Below are 18,163 nucleotides of genomic sequence, written 5' to 3'. Positions count from 1 at the left end.
GATATCGCTTAATAAAACTTTTACTTCTTCCAGATTGTTAAAGAACGATGAACATAAAGTTCAAACCTAAGCGTGGTCGCTTACGTTTGAAATCTTGTTCCAACAGCCGATAAGTGTGAGCGTTTGAGTCTGATGCCGACTCTAGAAAGGAGGTGATCCAGCCGCACCTTCCGATACGGCTACCTTGTTACGACTTCACCCCAGTCACGAATCCCACCGTGGTAGGCGCCCTCCTTGCGGTTAAGCTACCCACTTCTGGTGAAACCCGCTCCCATGGTGTGACGGGCGGTGTGTACAAGACCCGGGAACGTATTCACCGCGACATGCTGATCCGCGATTACTAGCGATTCCAACTTCATGTAGTCGAGTTGCAGACTACAATCCGGACTACGATACACTTTCTGGGATTAGCTCCCCCTCGCGGGTTGGCGGCCCTCTGTATGTACCATTGTATGACGTGTGAAGCCCTACCCATAAGGGCCATGAGGACTTGACGTCATCCCCACCTTCCTCCGGTTTGTCACCGGCAGTCTCATTAGAGTGCTCTTGCGTAGCAACTAATGACAAGGGTTGCGCTCGTTGCGGGACTTAACCCAACATCTCACGACACGAGCTGACGACAGCCATGCAGCACCTGTGTGCAGGTTCTCTTTCGAGCACTCCCGGATCTCTCCAGGATTCCTGCCATGTCAAGGGTAGGTAAGGTTTTTCGCGTTGCATCGAATTAATCCACATCATCCACCGCTTGTGCGGGTCCCCGTCAATTCCTTTGAGTTTTAATCTTGCGACCGTACTCCCCAGGCGGTCTACTTCACGCGTTAGCTGCGTTACTAAGTCAATTAAGACCCAACAACTAGTAGACATCGTTTAGGGCGTGGACTACCAGGGTATCTAATCCTGTTTGCTCCCCACGCTTTCGTGCATGAGCGTCAGTTTTGACCCAGGGGGCTGCCTTCGCCATCGGTGTTCCTCCACATCTCTACGCATTTCACTGCTACACGTGGAATTCTACCCCCCTCTGCCAAACTCTAGCCTCGCAGTCTCCATCGCCATTCCCAGGTTAAGCCCGGGGATTTCACGACAGACTTACGAAACCGCCTGCGCACGCTTTACGCCCAGTAATTCCGATTAACGCTTGCACCCTACGTATTACCGCGGCTGCTGGCACGTAGTTAGCCGGTGCTTATTCTTCAGGTACCGTCAGCAGATCTGGATATTAGCCAGACCCTTTTCTTCCCTGACAAAAGAGCTTTACAACCCGAAGGCCTTCTTCACTCACGCGGCATTGCTGGATCAGGGTTGCCCCCATTGTCCAAAATTCCCCACTGCTGCCTCCCGTAGGAGTCTGGACCGTGTCTCAGTTCCAGTGTGGCTGGTCGTCCTCTCAGACCAGCTACTGATCGTTGCCTTGGTGAGCCTTTACCTCACCAACTAGCTAATCAGATATCGGCCGCTCCAGGAGCACAAGGTCTTGCGATCCCCTGCTTTCATCCTTAGATCGTATGCGGTATTAGCGTAACTTTCGCTACGTTATCCCCCACTCTTGGGTACGTTCCGATATATTACTCACCCGTTCGCCACTCGCCGCCAGGCCGAAGCCCGCGCTGCCGTTCGACTTGCATGTGTAAAGCATGCCGCCAGCGTTCAATCTGAGCCAGGATCAAACTCTTCAGTTCAATCTCTGTTTTTCGGTATTGCTACCGAGGTCACTCACTCAAAATACTGACGAAATCTCATTAAGAGATTTACGTTTAATTTTGTGCGAGCGTTATAACGTATATTTTGAGCATCAGGCCCGAAGGGCCTGGGCATATCGTCAAACGCCCACACTTATCGACTGTTGATTTTTAAAGATCGCTGCCTTATCGTTGACAAAGCGTTGTGTTTGTCAGCAGCAGAGAAGCGAGATTATGCGGTACAGCGTGCAACTCGTCAACCCCATCTTTTTCTCGTTTCGCTTCGCTGAGTTGTCAGCGCTGCGTTGCGAGGGACAGAACTATAGCAAGCCAGATTCACTCTGACAAGGGCCACACGTGAAAAAGGTTTGGAATGCCATTTAAACAAGCTCAGCCACGCCCGCCAACAGTCCTGGTCGTCGACGATTCGCCCACCCTGCTGCTCGCCCTGCTCGACCACCTGAGCCACCATGGTTTTCTGGTCGTGCTGGCGCACGATGCGCGCGAAGGCATGATGCGGGCGGCGCTGGCCGAACCTGACCTGATCCTCCTGGATATTGTGATGCCTGGTCTGGATGGCTTCGAGGCATGCCGCCGCCTGAAGGCCGATGCCGATACGCGCGATGTGCCGGTCATCTTCATGACTGGCCTCAGTGACGCCAAACAGATTGTCAGCGGTTTCGCAGTTGGCGGCGTCGATTACATCACCAAGCCTTTCCAGGTTGAAGAAGTCCTGGCCCGCATCAATACCCATATTGCGCTGCGCCGCGCGAATAATGAGTTGAAGCAGGCTTACCAATCGCTGGCACGGGCCCAGGAAGACCTGGTGCACCATGAAAAGCTGGCGGCACTCGGCTCCCTGGTCGCCGGCATTGCACATGAACTGAATACGCCGATCGGCAACAGCCTGATGGTGGCAAGCACCTTCGAGGCACAAACAGGCGATATTCGCGAGCACTTCACCAAGGGCGAAAACATGCGGCGCTCGGAACTGGTCGGCTATCTGGATAATGCCTGCACCACGACCGAGATCCTGATGCGCAACCTGCAACGTGCCGCCGACCTGGTCACCAACTTCAAGCAAGTGGCGGTGGACCAGACCAGCACCCAGCGTCGCACCTTCCTGCTGTCGGAAGTCGTTTCGGGGAATGTATTGACCTTGCTGCCGTCGATCAGGCGCACCCCGTTCGAGGTCGTGCAGTCCGTCCCGGACGAGCTGATGATGGACAGCTACCCCGGCCCGCTCGGCCAGGTAATCGCCAACCTGGTCAACAACGCCATCATGCATGCCTTTGATGGCCGCAGCGAGGGCAAAGTGGAACTGGTGGCTGAGTATGACAAGGCCGACTGGATCGCACTGCATGTGCGCGATAACGGCAACGGCATCAGCGCCAGCAACCAGGAACGCATCTTCGATCCCTTCTTTACCACCAAAATGGGCGTCGGCGGTTCAGGCCTCGGCCTGCATATCGTGCACAGTATCGTCTCCGACATCCTGGGCGGACGGATTACCGTACGCAGCGAGGAGGGTTGCGGTACCTGCTTTACCCTGTCCCTGCCGCTGGAGGCGCCGCGTCACTGAGACGATGGCCCGCGCAGTCGCGCAGTCGCTGGCGGCTGCCCTTGTACCATTCGACGAATTCGCCCCCCTCCATCGGGGCGGCAATTAGCGGTCCCTGCCCTGTGCTGCAGCCCATCTCCCTCATGAGCGCCCAGTCTTCGACGTTTTCGATGCCGTCAGCGCAAGCCGGCACGCCAAGCTTGCCGGCCATGGCCAGCAGGCCTTCGAACAACGGCCTGCGATGGCTGCGCTGCGCCGCCTCGTGCACGAACAAGGGGTCGATCGACATCTCCGACAGTGGGAAGCAGGCAAAGTCACGCATTTTTGCCTCATAGCGCCCGCAGTGCACTGCCCCGACACCGTAGCCACGCAAACTCAGGCGGCCAATATTGTGCAGTGATTCCGGCTCGCAGGCCGCGATCACCGCTTCGCTGATGTCCCAGCAAACGCTGCCCGGCTTGACGTCCTGCGCCTGGATGCCGCTTACCAAACGACCCAGCTCCCCCAGATCTTCCAGGAGTTCGGCCGGCAGCGGAAGCGACAGCTTGATCGCTGATAGTCCCATTTCCTGCCAACCGTGCAAATCAGCCGCGGCCCGGGTTGCCAGTGCCAGCAACATGGCGCCAATGGTTTCACTGTCGCCGGCCAGCGCGGGAAGCAGGCTTGCGACGTCGATTGAAGAGCGCCCCGGGCGGCGCCAGATGCCCTGCACCGCGATGCCGACCATCCGACCGCTATCAAGGGCGACGCGAGGCGCATAGAGCGGAATGAACTCTTCTGCGGCCACGCCAGCTTCGATCTCGGTGATGTTGGGGACTTCGGGCGCAATATCCTGTTCCAGCTCAGCCAGCGCCAGCATCGAAGCGTCGTGCAGCAGTCCTTGCAGCGCTTCCAGCCGCACTGGCTTGGGCATGGCAGATAGCAGGCGCATCGCGCTACCTGAAGGCAAGCTGCTTGCCGCTTCTATCAGGCGCGGCTGGTTGGCCGATGCAGCGATCAGGTTGGCAGCCCAACGCCGCTTGGCCAGTTGCTGGATCAACTCCACCCCGTCCATGCCAGGCATATCCAGGTCCGTCAGCACCAGGTCCACCGGGGCCGCACGCTGTTCGAGCGTGCGCAAGGCATTGATCCCGTCGTTCGCGATCAATACCGTGCCGAAGCCAATCTGGCGCAGAAGCGTCGCAACGTGCTCGCGTTGCACCGCACTGTCCTCAACGATCAAGGCCGTGCTTGCGCTAAAGTCCTTCATTCGCCCTCCGTTCGACACCTCCATATTGCAGGATTTCGCGGCTTATTGCACCCAGAGCCACGCTGCGCTCTGCGGCGCCGCGCTTCACGGCCTCCCGCGGCATGCCGTACACCACGCAACTCTGTTCGTCCTGCGCCAGCGTGCGGGCACCCGCCCGGCGCATTTCCAGCAGGCCGGCGGCGCCATCGTCCCCCATGCCAGTCATGATAATGCCAAGCGCACTTGCGCCGGCACACTTTGCCACAGACCTGAATAACACATCGACCGAGGGGCGGTGACGGTTAACCAATGGTCCATCGACCACTTCGACGAAGTATTGGGATGGTCCGCATCGCAACAGCATATGCCGGCCACCTGGGGCAATCAGTGCTTGCCCCGGGCGCACGGGTTCGTTGTTGCGCGCTTCCCGGACCTCGATCTGGCACAGGCTATCCAGGCGCTCGGCGAAAGCGGCGGTAAACTGTTCCGGCATGTGCTGCACGATGACAATGCCTGGCGCAGCGGGCGTCAGCTCGGTCAACACCCGTTCCAGCGCTTGCGTGCCGCCGGTCGAAGTGCCGAGGGCCACAACGCGCCCATTTCCGCGCGCGGGCAAGCCGCGCTCGCCCATCGGCGGCAGGATGGCGTCCGCACTCAGCTTGGCCGGCGGCACCAGGGGCGGTGCGGGCGGCCGGCCGCCGGGCAGGGGTTGCAGCCTGGCCTGGGCTGCGCTGCGCACGGCGGCTACCAGATCGTCGCAGCCATCGTGCAGCGACTGGCGCAGGTCGAGCCTGGGCTTGCCCACTACCGCAATGGCGCCGGCAGCCAGCGCCTCCATCGAGATGCGGGTGCTCTTCTCCGTCAGCGAGGAGCAGATCACAACGGGCGTCGGGCGTTCGGCCATGATCTTGCGCAGGAAGGTGATGCCATCCATGCGTGGCATTTCAACATCCAGCACCACCACATCCGGCCACTGCAGGCGCATGCGCTCCCCGGCCAGGATCGGGTCGGCCACGGCATGCGTGACTTGCATGTCCGGCTCGCGTCCGAGCAGGCCGCTCAGCACTTGCCGCACCACCGCCGAATCGTCCACCACCATGACCTTGATCCGCTTCATGCTCCGCCCTTTTCCCCCAGGTCGCCCTGGCGCACCCAGACATCCCCGGTAGCCACGTCGAACAGGATATGCCGGTGGCCAGTGCCGAACAGGCTTTCCGACACCACGGGGATGCCGTACTGCGCCAGCAGCTGTTCCGCCGCGACACCGTTGCGGTGCCCGATTCCCATCAGCCGGCCCGCTTCGATCGCAGGAAACATGGTGCCGCCTCCGAACACCTTCGCCTCGCATTCCCGCACGGGCACTCCGCGTTCCTTGAGCTGGGCCACCATCAACTCCATCGCCTCCTTGCCATAGCGGCCGCTCAACCCGGCCACCGGCTCGCCGTCCATCCCGGCTTCGCGCTCCGACAACAGGAAGTGCGACATGGCGCCGATGCGCAAGCGCCGGTGCCACAACGTGATCGACACGCAAGAACCCAGCACGGTACGGATGCGGTAACGCGCATCGCCAACGAAGTACTCACCGGGCAGCAGGTAGACCTCGAAGGCGGCGCCAGTTTTCATCTCATTCCTTGCGATAGATTGCTGGAGCGACGCCGCGAACCGGCAGCCCCATATCGTGCAAGCTCTCGGAGTGGCCGATGTACAGGTAGCCGCCCGGACGCAGGAAATCAAGCACTTGCTGCACCACCCGCCGCTTGGTTTCGCCATCAAAGTAGATCAGCACATTGCGCAGGAAGACCACCTCGAACTTGCCCAGCGTCGGCAGGCGCGCCGCATTCAGGTTGATCTGCGCGAATTCCACGCATTCGCGCAGCACGCGTGAGACCAGGAGCGTGCCCTCTTCGACGTCGATGCCTCTCATGCAGAAGCGGCGCAGGTATTCCGGCGGCACGTGGGCAGCGCGCGTCATCGGATAGTGGCCCCGGCGCGCCGTCTCCAACACACGCGCGCTGACGTCGGAGGCCAGTACCTCCCACTCTTGTGGCGGCAACAGGTCGGCCAGCATCATGGCGATCGAGTACGGCTCCTCCCCTGTGGAGCAGGCTGCGCTCCAGACCCGGAACGGCGCCCCGCCCGGCTTGCGCTCCTTCAGCAAGGAGCGCAAATGTTCAAAGTGGCGGGCTTCTCGGAAGAAGTAGGTTTCATTAGTGGTCAGCAGGTCAATCGCGATCTGGGTTTCCTCCGGCGCTGTCCCACTGGTGATCAACTGGAAATAGGAGCCGTAGCTATTGAACTGCAGGTGCTGCAGGCGCTTGGCGAGCCGTCCGGACACCAGCGGTTTTTTTGCCTCAGACAGCGAGATCCCGGCCACTTCATGGATGAAGCGCTGGAATTGTACGAACTCGCGATCCGTCAAGGGGGCAACTGTCTGCGTCAATTCACATCTCCCGCCATGGCGGCGATTTCCGGCACGTTCAGCACTGCCTCCAGGTTGACCAGGATGACGAATTTACCATCGACTTTGCCGATGCCGGCGATGAAGTCATTGCGCAGCCCTGCGCCGAAGCTGGGCGGAGGCTCGATTTTCCCTGCATCGATGTCCAGCACTGCATTCACTGCGTCGACCAGCAAGCCAAGCACCTGCGGCTCCGGCGCCTGCCCGCATTCGACAATGACGATGCAGCTCCGCCGTCCTGTTGTGCACGGAGCGCGCCCCAAGCGCGCCGCCAGATCCAGCACCGGCACCACGGCCCCGCGCAGGTTGATCACTCCTCGCACGCAGGCCGGCATCATCGGCACGTCGGTCACGCCGCCGTACGCGATGATCTCGCGCACGGCAAGTATGCCCAGCCCAAACGTTTCCTCGCCCAGGCGGAAACTCAGGTACTGGTGTTCTGCTTCCATGCCCAGTCCTCAAAATCGCGTGAAGTTGCTTTCATCCAGCGGCGGCACCCGCGCCAGGCGTCGCTGCGAAATACGCTGGCCACCCGGCGGCTTCGTCTCCGCACTGCGGCGCGGCGCGTCCTCATGCGCGACGCGGAAGAAGCGCACCAGCTGCTGCAACTCCTCCGCCTGACTGCTCATTTCTTCCGCAGTGGACGCCAGTTGCTCCGCACCGGCGGCATTCTCCTGCGTCGCCCGGTTCAATTGCCCCATCGCCAGGTTAATCTGGCTCACTCCGGTGGCCTGTTCGATCGAAGCGGCGGCGATTTCCTGGACCAGGCGTGAAGTCTGCTGGATGGCCGGCACCATGGCGTCAAGCAAAACGCCGGCCCGCTCCGCCACCTGCACGCTGCGGCACGCCAGGTCGCCAATTTCCTGCGCCGCCACCTGGCTGCGCTCTGCCAGCTTGCGTACTTCCGCCGCGACCACGGCAAAGCCCCGCCCATGTTCGCCGGCGCGCGCCGCTTCGATGGCAGCATTCAGCGCCAGCAAATTGGTCTGGTAGGCGATATCGTCGATGATCACGATGCGCTTTGCGATATCGCGCATGGCGCTCACCGTGCTGCGCACCGCCTCGCCGCTTTCCCCCGCTTCGCCAGCCGCCCTGGAGGCAGTAGTGTCGGTAAGGTGCGCATTGTCCGTGTTCTGGCCAATGGAGGCGCTCATCTCCTCCACCGAGGCGCTGGTTTCTTCGACGCTGGCCGCTTGCTGGTTGGCCGCCTGCGACAGCGACTGCGCCGCGGCGCTGACCTCCTCCGAAGCAGCTGCCAGCGCCAGCGCGCCGTTGCTTACCTCCGATGCGACGCCGGACAGCTTGTCCACCATCTGCTTCATGGACGCGAGCAGGCTGCCGCCATCCCCTTTCCGCAACTTGATTTGCACTGCCAGGTTGCCCTGCGCAACTTCCTGCACGATGTGGGCGGCATAGTCGGGCTCGCCGCCCAGCTGGCGCAACAGGCCCTGTATTATCCACGCCGACAGCACGACGCCCGCCAGCAGGCCGCCGCCCAGCAGCATGGCGTTGGTGCGCATGGCGGCCGAGGTCTGCGCGATGGCCGACTCGTATTCCTCGCGCGCCACGCGCTCCTGCAAGTCGATCAGCTTACCCATGGCGGCCAGCACGGCCCGGAACTGCACGTCGGCGCCCCGGGCATCTTCCAGCGCATCCTTACGCTTGCCCGCGCGCGCCTTCTGGATGATGGCGCTGCGCACATCCTGCCAGCCATTCCACGCTACCATGTATTGCGCCGCCAGCTGCCGTTCTTCCGGTGTCAGCGAGGTAGCCATGTAAGCGTTCCAGTTCTTGCGGATCAACTCCTGGTGCGAGGCGTCACCCTGCTGGGCGGCCTCCACCTCGGCCAGGCTGGTGGCGGCGGCAGTCATTACCATGCGGTGCCGGCTGCGCAACGCGTATTCATTGACCTTGCCAAGGTAAATCAGTGCCACCGTCCGGTCTTCGTAGCTTGTTTTCATGCGCGCATTGCTGAACTCCATGCCGCGCATGCCGGCGTAGCCGACGCCCGCCATCATCAACACGAGCACTCCGACCAGCAGGCCAAGGCGCGTACCAACCGTCAGTTGTCGCTGCATCGTCGTGCTCCTATGCCGCCAGGTTTCCAGCTTGCCTTGCCTGCAGTTGCTTGAGCAGGGCAGGTATGTCGAGGATCAATGCCACGTCGCCGCTGCCCAGCACTGTCGACCCGCTAAGGCAGGAGATGCCGCTGAACACCGGACTGAGCGGCTTGATCACCGCCTGGCATTGCCCCTGCAGGCTATCCACAACCAGTCCGGCGCGCTGGCCGGCATGCCGCACCACCAGCACGCTTTCGCGGCTGGGCGCCACGCCTTGCAGGCGGAACAGCTGGCGCAGGGCGACCGTTGGCAGCACTTCGCCGCGCAAGTCGACAAAACCGCGCTGCCCGTCACGCTCATGCTCCACGCATTCATCTATCGTGCCGAGCGGGATGGCGAAGCGCGATCCGCCAACGGTGACGAGCATGCAATCCATGATGGCCAGCGTCAGCGGAAGGCGCACGCGCACCGTGATGCCGCGGCCAGTTTCGCTGTCGATAGCGATGCTGCCGCGCAGCGCTTCGATATTGCGCTTGACCACATCCATGCCGACGCCACGCCCGGACAGGCTGGTCACCGCGCTGGCGGTCGAAAAGCCAGGTTCGAATATCAGCGCGAACACCTCGCTGTCGCTGGGTTTCAGTTCCGGCGGGAGCAGGCCGCGCTCGATGGCGCTGGCAATGATGCGTTCGCGCTGCAGGCCGCCGCCATCGTCTCCGACTTCGATCACGATGCTGCCCGAGTCGTGGAAGGCGTTCAGGAACACGGTTCCCTGCAAAGGCTTGCCACGCAGGCGCCGCACTTCGGGCGCCTCTATGCCGTGGTCGATGGCATTGCGGACCAGGTGGGTCAGCGGGTCGCCGATGCGTTCCACCAGCGTCTTGTCCAGCTCCACATCCTCGCCGCTCAGGACCAGCCGAATGTCTTTGCCGATTTCCCGCGCCACATCGTGCACCACCCGCTGGAAGCGGTTGAACGTGGCGCCGATCTTCACCATGCGCAATTGCAGGGCGCTGTCACGCACCTGCTCCACCAGGGTAGCCAGCGCGGAGGTGCTGTCCTGCAGCTCGCTGTCCTTGAAACGACCGCCGATCATCTGGGTGCGTGCGCTGGCGATGATCAATTCACCCACCAAGGTAATCAGGTGGCCGAGGCGCTCGGCATCGACGCGGATGGTACGGCTTTCGTGCGGCTTGGCCACCACTCCCGCGATGCCATGTTCCGCCAGCTGCGAGGCAGCCGGCGGCGGCAGCACCGTCCCGAGGGCGCTGGCTTGCAGCACTGCCGCGATGGCAGCGCCATGCAGCGGCAAAATATTGGCCAGGCGCTGGAAATCCTCGTCGCTGCTGCCAGGCGGCAGCAGCCGCAAAGTACATTCATCGTGCAGGAACTCGAACACCTTGCTGATTTCCTCGGCATTTGCCGCGGTCTCCAGCACGATCTCGAAACCGAGGTAACAGCTTTGCGGATCCATCTGCGCTGGCGGAGGCAAGCCGGCGTCGACCGTGGCCAGCGCCACGATTCTTCCCAGGCGGCCGAGATAGGAGATGAAGGAAGCCGGGTCCATGCCCTGCCGGAAGACGTCACGCCCGAATTCCAGCGATACCAGCCAGCAGCCGCTTTCGCCGCTGCCGTCCGCGGCGCGGGCAGCCTCCATCGGCATCGGCTCCAGTGCTGGCGCCGGGGCCAGGTAGGCGTGCAGCGCGTCCAGTTGCGGGCGGCACCGCTCGCCCAGCGCCCCTTGTCCGCCCCGCTCGACATCGCGCACCATCGCGCCTATCTGGTCCGCGCATGCCAGCAGCAGTGCCACCAGGACGTCATCGAGCGGCAGCGTACCGTTGCGCACTTTTTCCAGCACGCTTTCCACCGCATGGGTGAACAGCACGATGTAGTCCAGCCCAAACAGGCCCGCCGTGCCCTTGATGGTGTGGGCTACGCGAAAGATGGCGTTGACGGCTTCCTCGCGCGCGGCCGGTTCGCCCAGCTTCAGCAGGCCTGCCTCCATCTCGGCCAGCATTTCCCCCGCCTCGGTGACAAACGCCTGCAAGCCTTCGTCCAGGTCCATGGGGATGCCTTCCTATTGGATGCGCAGCAGCTCGAACAGCGCGACGACAGCGGGACTGTGCGCGACCAGCCGCAGCTCTTTCTGGCTGGCTTGGGCGGCGCGGCGCGCCATCAGCAACAGCTGGGCGCCGGCCGTGTCGATCTCCGTCACGCCAGCCAGGTCCACTTCCAGTACCTGTGACTGGGCAAGGCGTGCCAGGAGCACGTCTTTCATTTCCTGCACGCGCCGGATCGTGAGGTCGCCCTCGATGAAGAGCAGCGCCGGCGCCTCGATGCGCTGTGGGCTCATGCGCCAATCGTATGCCCATGCCCGGTGACTGGCAAGCCCGATGTGCGGAGTTGCATTAAGTCACTATTCTCGCAATTGCCTGACGCGACGCGCCGGGTCGGCGGCGATGGCGGCTGCCGTGAAGGGCAGCGGGGGCAGGCGCTTTTCGGCGTAGAGCGGCAGCTGGTCGGCATAGTGCGCCGAGCGCGGGTCGGTGGACTGCCCGTAGACCAGCAGGCCGCGCGCCTGCGGGCCGTCTTCGTCGAAGCTGACCAGGTGGATATAGCTGGTACCCCAGGTCACCCGCTCGTAGCCCGAAGTTCCCAGCACGCCGGCCATATGGATGGAGTTGTAACTGCCGTCGATATCGCCAATCGCGCCGTGGATGGGGAAGCGCTGGCCATTGCGCGGCTCTACCTGGAAATCGGCCAGGCGCCCGTCAAACGGCACGCCAAGCTGCCGCATGCGCACAGCGGCATCCTTCAGCGCCGCCAGCATGGCAGGCATCGCTGCCGGCGCCACGCCGCGCGGCGAGTGCAGCGGATCGGTTGCATCGAATGCCAGCGACCATATCGCCGGCAGCTTGGCGGCGCTGTTCCAGAATTCGCGGAACAGCACGGCGCCGCGGCTGTCCAGCTCCGCCTTGCGGTCCCATGTCGCCAGCGCAGTGCAAGCTTGCAGCAGCAAGTCGTCGGTACTGGCCATGCAGGGCGGCACCAGTTCCGGCAGCACCAGTTCCGCCGCCAGCACGCGGTTGGCGAACATCAGCTCCTGCACGTCCTCCGGCCCGACGTGGCCGCGCTGCGCCAGCATGTCCTCGATGCCGATAAAGCCGCTGCGCGTGCGCAGGTGCTGCGCCACACCCACCGGGCCATACAAGGGTGAATACCCAAGCGGCCTCGGCCCGACCAGCAGTTGCCGCGCATTGGTGACCCAGTAGCCGTCATTGGAATTTGCCACATAGTCTGCGCGCAGCATGCTTGGTGCATTGGCGCCGCCGAAAATGCCGTCCGGCGTGCCATCGTCATCGTGCCCCCAGGCGCAGGATGAGCGCGCCCCGTCGAACATCAGCAGTGTCGCCAGCAACAGGCAATCGCCGCTGAACTGATCGGCGCCTTGGTGCGGCACGACGCTGGCATCGGCGTAGAACGCCCCGCCGTTCCTGTCTGCGGCCACCGTGTTCACCCAAGGCAGGCCGACCAGCCGTCCGAGCTGCTTTTGCAAGTCCTGCACGCTGCTGGCACGGCCAATGGCCAGCCATTGCTCCATCAAGCGCGTGTTGTTGCGATTTGGGTCGCCCAGCACCAGCAGGCCACCCTGCCCCTGCGGACTGCCAGGCACCGCCAGCACGGCGCCCAGCTTGCTGAAGTAGAAGGCTTTGCTCTTTTTCAGCAAGCTGCCATCCGGCTGCAGCACATCGATTGTCGCCGTGCGGGTCTCCAGCCATTGCGGCACGCCGTCGATCACGTAGCGCATGGGATCGGCGCCGTCGCGGGGCAGGCGGAAAGTGGTGAAATGCACCGCCTTGGTCACGGTATGGGTCCAGGCCAGGTCCTTGTTGAAGCCTATGACCACCAGCGGCAGGCCGCCCAGGCTTACGCCCATTGCATCGTAGCTGCCCGGCACCGTGACGTGCAGCTGGTAGAAACGGTCGGTGCTGGTCCAGGGATAGTGTGGATTGCCCAGCAGGATGCCGCGGCCGTTGCTGCTGGCTTCCTTGCCGATTGCCAGTGCGTTGCTGGCCATCGCTCCCCGGGTTGGCATGACGTACGGCTCACCCGATGGTGGCACATCCACCGGGCCTTCATGCAACGCCAAGGTAACGTTGCCGCTCACATCGCGCGCTGCTGCCACGATTTCGGCGGCAAACACTTCACCCGTGGCATGCAATGCCTTCTCCGCGATCAGGAGCATCACGTCGTCAAAGCTGATCGGCTTGACCCAGGCCGCATTCCTGCAGGCCTCGGGCAGGCGCGCACCATGCTCGCGCAGGTAGCGGTTGTAGCCGGCGGCATAGCCGCGCAGCAGTTGCCGGATTTCGCCGGAACCGGCGGCATAGCCGGCCCGTAGCTTGTCGATATCCAGGTAGCCCTTGAAAAAGAAGTCGCTATCTTCGTTGCGCAAGTCCATGAAGTCGAGGGCGGCGCCATATTCGCCGTTGCGCGGCTTTGTCGCGTGGGCATCCGGCCCGAAGTAGCGCGAGCGCTCGCCGCGCACCGTCAGGAAGCTGTCGGCCAGCATGCAGATATTGTCTTCGGCAAAGGAATAGGCCAGGCCATAGCCGACGCCCGCGAAATCCTTGGCCTGGATATGCGCCACGCCATAGCTGGTGCGGGTGACCTCCGCAGCAAACTGTGGTCCTGGCGTGCCGCCGTTACTGCCCTTGCCACTGCAGGCAGTGAGGAATATGACCGCACATGCGGCCAGCAGTTGCGCTTTCATGGTCTGCCTCCCCCGTAAGAAAAATGCACGCTTCCATGATGTGCGCGGCATTTCTACGACAGTTGAGGCAAATCAAATTGCTACACAATCGTGCGAAACCAATAATCTGCTAAGATTTTTGACAAATGCACCCGCCCCGGGTGCATTTTTTTTTGCGCAAAGGAGCAGACATGAAGAGCTTCACCCCAGTCGTACTGGCCGCAGGACTCTTTGCAGCCAGCGCAGCAAATGCAGCCCCCACCTGGATTACCCTCGGCGACGCTGCTTACGCCAAGCTGCAAGCCGCCGCGCCGCAGGCCATTGCGAAGCAGAGCAAGCAAGGCCAGGGCAAGGAGAAAGTCCATCTGGTGCAAATCGACGAAGAAATCATGCTGAAACTGTCGGCCGCCATCCACAGGGAATTGAAGCGCTGCGGTGGTTTCATCGTGCATGCCAGTGAAGAGGAAGGCCGTCAGGCGTTGGCCAAGGCAGGCACCGTGCAGCCGTTGGCATTGGCCGTAAGCCGCCCAAGCTACGCAATCGATAACCAGACCGTCGTCAACGGGATTCTGCCGACGATGCAGGCATCGAACATCGCGCAGACCATCATCGACATGTCGAACTTCGCGAACCGCTACTACCGCACCACCAATGGCGCCGATGCCTCCAACTGGCTGGCGCAGAAGTGGACCAGCATGGCTGCGGGCCGCAGCGACATCAGCGTGAGCCAGTACACGCACTCGGGTTATAACCAGAAGTCGGTGATCATGACCATCAACGGCAGCGACAATGCTTCCGAAGTCATTGTCATGGGCGGTCACCTGGATAGCATCAACATGAGCGGCAATGGCGAGACTTCACGCTCGCCCGGCGCCGACGATGACGCCTCCGGCATCGCCAGCCTGACCGAAGCGGTGCGCGCCATGATCGCCGCCGGCTACAAGCCGCGCCGTACCATCAAGATCATGGGTTACGCGGCGGAAGAAGTCGGCCTGCTCGGCTCCAAGGATATCGCGGCGAACTTCAAGGCCAACAACGTCAACGTGGTCGGCGTGCTGCAGCTGGATATGACCAACTACCGCGGCTCGGCCAAGGACGTCTGGATCTACACCGACTACACGGACAGCCAGCAGAACACATTCCTTGCCTCCCTGATGTCGACCTACCAGCCGAGTGTCACTGTGGGCTACAGCTCCTGCGGTTACGCATGCTCCGACCATGCCTCCTGGCAGAACCAGGGCTTCCCGGCCTCGATCCCGTTCGAAACGCTGATGGGCGAAGATAACCCCTACATCCATACATCCAACGACACCTACGCCAATTCAGGCAACCAGGCCGACCATGCGCTGAAGTTCGCCAAGCTGGCTGCCGCTTTTGCGGTGGAACTTGGCAGCGACGGTCCTGTCATCGTTCAGCCGGACACGGTCGAAACCTTCAGCGGCAGCCTGACCCTGAACCAGAAGAAAACCTTCGGTCCGTTCAAGGCAGGCGTTGGCACCTTCAAGGCTGAAACCACCGGCACCGGCGACATCGACCTGTATGTCCGCAAAGGTTCGCTGCCAACCACCAGCAGCTATAGCTGCAAGTCGGACGGCTCCACTGCGACCGAGACCTGCAGCACCAGTGTCACGGCCAATGGCGACGTCTACGTCATGTTGAACGGCTACAGCGCCGGGACCTATAACCTGAAGGTGACGTACCGGCCGCAGTAATCAGCGCAGGCTGACCGTTTGGCGTTTCCAGGCCGGGTCCTGCCACTTGTAGAAAGTGGACAGCGATTCCGGCCTGTCGGCGCCGCGTTCAGTTGCCAGCGTGGCCATGTCCAGCAGCTCGAAGCTGCGGCGGAACTTGCCCTCGGCGCGCACTTCCCGGGCCGCCAGCATCTTGGCGGTGCCCGGCACCCAGCCCGCGAATTCGGCGTAGCCGATGTCCGGATCGCTGGAGGCCGGCGGCAGCACGTCGATCACCCAACTGTCGCCCTGGCGGCGAAACAGCCACATTTCGCGCCAGCCATCGAGCGGCTGCACCGCCATTGCCAGCGCCGTGCCTTGCGGATGCACGCGCGCTGACGCCAACCACGCCACACCCCAGGTACAGCGGCTCGCGAGCTGCTTGCCGCCGCCTTGCAAGCTGACGCAAGTTTCGCCCGGCCGGCCCGCGATGGAAGTCACTGCAAGCTGGGGCGCCACCTTGCCCTGTGCCGGCGCCGGGATGGGTTCCAGCGCCCAGCGCACTGCGCCGAACCGCACGCCGGCTTCCGCATACGCAGCATTGTCTTCGTCCGCCAGTTCAGACTTGTCGACTGCCGCCAGCGCCTGTTCCGCGCGGCCGGCTGCCTGCGACGCATCCTCGCCCTTGCGCGCGCGCTGGAACGCCACGCTCGACCAGACTGCCGCGCGCCGCATATGTATGCGGTTCCTCATGTGTTCCGGCAGGCGCGTCAGGTCTACCGTGTCGAGCAACTCGGCGCGCCAGCGGTCATGCTCGGCGCGCTGCACGACACCCAGCGCAGGATCGATGCAGGCGCCGTTGCTCAACGCCAGCGCCGCGCGGTAGCGTTGCTCGGCACTGGCGGCGACCGCCAACACGCGGCGGAAAGCGTCGCCGTCGTAGCACACCCGCATCTTGCCGTCATTCTCATAGCTGCGCATCGCCACGCCATAGCTGGCCACTACTTCCAGGTGGGCGGCCAGCGCCGTCTCGGCCTGCGGCGCCAGTTTGGAAGAAGCGCGCGCCGCCAGCCGCTCCGCCATGCTGCCGATCGCATCAAACGGTTCGGCATCGATGGCTTGCGGCGCCGCGGCCTTCAGGTAGGCAGCACCGTAGCTGATGCCCAGCGCCTCGGAACCCGGCGTATCGCGCAGGAAACGCAGCACCGACAGCAACTCCGATGCGGCCGCAGGCTGCAAGTCGACTTGCCGCACGCGGCTCGCGCGCACATAGCCGGCCCGCTCGCGGCGATGGTCGTACACCTGCAGGAAATCGCCGCGGGTGCCGCGCACTTCCAGCGCGTCGCCCTGCCACAGCACGGCCTGGGCCTGGGCTGATTCGCGCGGCGCCGCACGCAGCGGGAGCTGGTCCTGGGCGACGATGGCCAAGGCCAGGGTGGCGGCAAGCATCGAGGCGGCCATGCTTATTCCCCAGCGGTGGCAGCAATGCGCTCGGTGTGCGCGGTCTTCGGCGCACCCACCAGCGTCGAGCCAATGAAGCCGCCATCGGCTGGCGGGGGCGCGATGATGACCGACACCTTGTCCGACAGCTTGTCGGCCATGGTCTTCTGGATCAGCAGCGGATGCTTGCTCAGCAGCTCACCGTCGCGCTCCATCTGGGCGCTGGCGATCTTGCCCACCAGTTCCTGGCGATAGGCTTCGGCGTCAGCCAGCTTGCGGCGCGAATCCGCTTCGCCGGCAGCTTCGATGATGCGGGCCTGGGCATTGCCCTCCGAAGTCTTGATGCGGGCGGTCTTTTCGGCTTCCGCTTCCAGCTCGCGTTGCTTGACTTGCTTTTCCTTGAACGGCAGCACGTGGCGCATGGCTTCTTCCTGTGCCCTGGCAGCGATCACCTGTTCGGAAGCGGCAGCTTCGGCGGCCTTTTCGCGCGCCACCTTTTCAGCTTCGGCTTCCAGCGCGGTCTGGCGCACCTGCTTTTCTTTCAGTTCCAACGTGTAGCGCATTTTTTCGGACGCCAGCTCTTCGGCCAGCAGTTTCTCCATGCCGGCCTTGAAATCTTCCGGCAACACGACCTTGCCGATGGTGACGCTGCGCAGCACAAGGCCGTCGGCAGCCAGCTTGGGCTTCAGTTCAGCCTCAATGGCCTGCTGGATTTCGGCGCGCTTGGAAGAAAAGATTTCACGCACCGTGTAGCGCGTCAGTATCTTGTAGATCACGCCTTCCACATCGGGCGCTACCACGTCGCGCGAGATATCGGCCGGCAGTTTGGACGCGACTTGCTCAAGGCGGGCCTGGTCCAGGCCATAGCGCACCGACATGTCCAGGCCCAGAGACAAGCCTTCCCCAGACTGGAAGGGAGTCTCCCCGGCAGCAGCCGGGCGATAGGTCTGGTCGCGCAGCGACAGCAGGCGCAATTCATGGATGCCGGGCAGGTTCAGCGCCAGGCCTTCGCGCACAATCGACGTATCGCCCGTCAGGTGGTTGGTGCGCACCGCCACTTCGCCGCGGCCAACCGTGCGCATTGGAGGGAACTGGTACAAACCGTAAGCGGCGGCGCCGGTCACGGCGAGCAGCACGACGCCCTTGCGGGCGCCGGAAGGGAAATGAATGCTGCTGGCAGCACGGCCGAGCGTCGAGCGAATCGCCTGCAGCATCGTACTGATCCGGTTGTTCATGATGATTGCCTTTCTGGTTGGTTGGCCCGGCACGGCGCCGGTACAGCAATCTTCCGGCCGCAGGCCGCGAACGTTCAATGCT

Annotated in this window: 13 protein-coding genes and 1 rRNA gene; 2 read left to right on the top strand and 12 right to left on the bottom strand. The window is 62.9% G+C overall.

Features of this window, described 5'->3' with window-relative positions; translation table 11 throughout:
• Window positions 1-145 precede the first annotated feature (145 nt).
• Window positions 146-1,676 (bottom strand): 16S ribosomal RNA (locus ACN9MZ_RS05835).
• A gap of 373 nt (window positions 1,677-2,049) precedes the next feature.
• Here ACN9MZ_RS05835 and ACN9MZ_RS05830 point away from each other — a divergent pair.
• On the top strand, window positions 2,050-3,258 hold the full coding sequence (locus ACN9MZ_RS05830) for a hybrid sensor histidine kinase/response regulator (protein ID WP_426341296.1): 1,209 nt from the start codon (window positions 2,050-2,052) through the stop codon (window positions 3,256-3,258).
• Here ACN9MZ_RS05830 and ACN9MZ_RS05825 read toward each other — a convergent pair.
• The 9 genes from ACN9MZ_RS05825 to ACN9MZ_RS05785 form a co-directional block, all read right to left on the bottom strand.
• Window positions 3,221-4,486 (bottom strand): EAL domain-containing protein, encoded by a 1,266-nt coding sequence (locus ACN9MZ_RS05825; protein ID WP_426341295.1) that lies wholly within the window; start codon window positions 4,484-4,486, stop codon window positions 3,221-3,223. The two genes, ACN9MZ_RS05830 and ACN9MZ_RS05825, sit on opposite strands and share 38 nt — an antisense overlap.
• Window positions 4,473-5,582, bottom strand: a complete 1,110-nt coding sequence (locus ACN9MZ_RS05820) for a protein-glutamate methylesterase/protein-glutamine glutaminase (protein WP_426341294.1) — start codon at window positions 5,580-5,582, stop codon at window positions 4,473-4,475. The genes ACN9MZ_RS05825 and ACN9MZ_RS05820 overlap by 14 nt, the downstream gene beginning before the upstream one ends.
• A complete protein-coding gene (locus ACN9MZ_RS05815) occupies window positions 5,579-6,088 on the bottom strand; it encodes a chemotaxis protein CheD (protein ID WP_426341293.1) in 510 nt (169 codons plus the stop codon). The genes ACN9MZ_RS05820 and ACN9MZ_RS05815 overlap by 4 nt, the downstream gene beginning before the upstream one ends.
• Before the next feature lies 1 nt (window position 6,089).
• Complete coding sequence (locus ACN9MZ_RS05810) at window positions 6,090-6,905, bottom strand: CheR family methyltransferase (protein ID WP_426341292.1); 816 nt, start codon at window positions 6,903-6,905, stop codon at window positions 6,090-6,092.
• Window positions 6,902-7,372 (bottom strand): chemotaxis protein CheW, encoded by a 471-nt coding sequence (locus ACN9MZ_RS05805; protein ID WP_426341291.1) that lies wholly within the window; start codon window positions 7,370-7,372, stop codon window positions 6,902-6,904. Before ACN9MZ_RS05805 ends, ACN9MZ_RS05810 begins: the two co-directional genes overlap by 4 nt.
• 9 nt (window positions 7,373-7,381) lie before the next feature.
• The gene (locus tag ACN9MZ_RS05800; protein WP_426341290.1) at window positions 7,382-9,001 is read right to left on the bottom strand and encodes a methyl-accepting chemotaxis protein; all 1,620 of its coding nucleotides are present in this window, start codon (window positions 8,999-9,001) and stop codon (window positions 7,382-7,384) included.
• Window positions 9,002-9,011: 10 nt separating this feature from the next.
• Window positions 9,012-11,048, bottom strand: coding sequence for a chemotaxis protein CheA (locus ACN9MZ_RS05795; RefSeq protein WP_426341289.1), 2,037 nt, complete (start codon window positions 11,046-11,048; stop codon window positions 9,012-9,014).
• Between the two features lie 12 nt (window positions 11,049-11,060).
• Window positions 11,061-11,336: an STAS domain-containing protein gene (locus tag ACN9MZ_RS05790; RefSeq protein WP_426341288.1), complete on the bottom strand. Its 276-nt coding sequence runs from the start codon at window positions 11,334-11,336 to the stop codon at window positions 11,061-11,063.
• Between the two features lie 63 nt (window positions 11,337-11,399).
• Entirely contained in the window at window positions 11,400-13,757 is a 2,358-nt protein-coding gene (locus ACN9MZ_RS05785; RefSeq protein WP_426341287.1) for a penicillin acylase family protein, read from the bottom strand.
• Window positions 13,758-13,927: 170 nt separating this feature from the next.
• Here ACN9MZ_RS05785 and ACN9MZ_RS05780 point away from each other — a divergent pair, with 170 nt between their 5' ends.
• Window positions 13,928-15,448: a M20/M25/M40 family metallo-hydrolase gene (locus tag ACN9MZ_RS05780; protein ID WP_426341286.1), complete on the top strand. Its 1,521-nt coding sequence runs from the start codon at window positions 13,928-13,930 to the stop codon at window positions 15,446-15,448.
• Here the strand turns inward: ACN9MZ_RS05780 and ACN9MZ_RS05775 are convergent, their stop codons facing one another.
• Window positions 15,449-16,867 (bottom strand): hypothetical protein, encoded by a 1,419-nt coding sequence (locus tag ACN9MZ_RS05775; protein WP_426341285.1) that lies wholly within the window; start codon window positions 16,865-16,867, stop codon window positions 15,449-15,451.
• Window positions 16,868-16,869: 2 nt separating this feature from the next.
• The gene (locus ACN9MZ_RS05770) at window positions 16,870-18,081 is read right to left on the bottom strand and encodes an SPFH domain-containing protein (protein ID WP_426341284.1); all 1,212 of its coding nucleotides are present in this window, start codon (window positions 18,079-18,081) and stop codon (window positions 16,870-16,872) included.
• Window positions 18,082-18,163 lie beyond the last annotated feature (82 nt).

This window comes from Pseudoduganella sp. S-14, from assembly GCF_049913285.1.
Taxonomy (GTDB): Bacteria; Pseudomonadota; Gammaproteobacteria; order Burkholderiales; family Burkholderiaceae_D; genus Rugamonas.
This window is presented reverse-complemented; position numbering and strand designations above follow the sequence as displayed.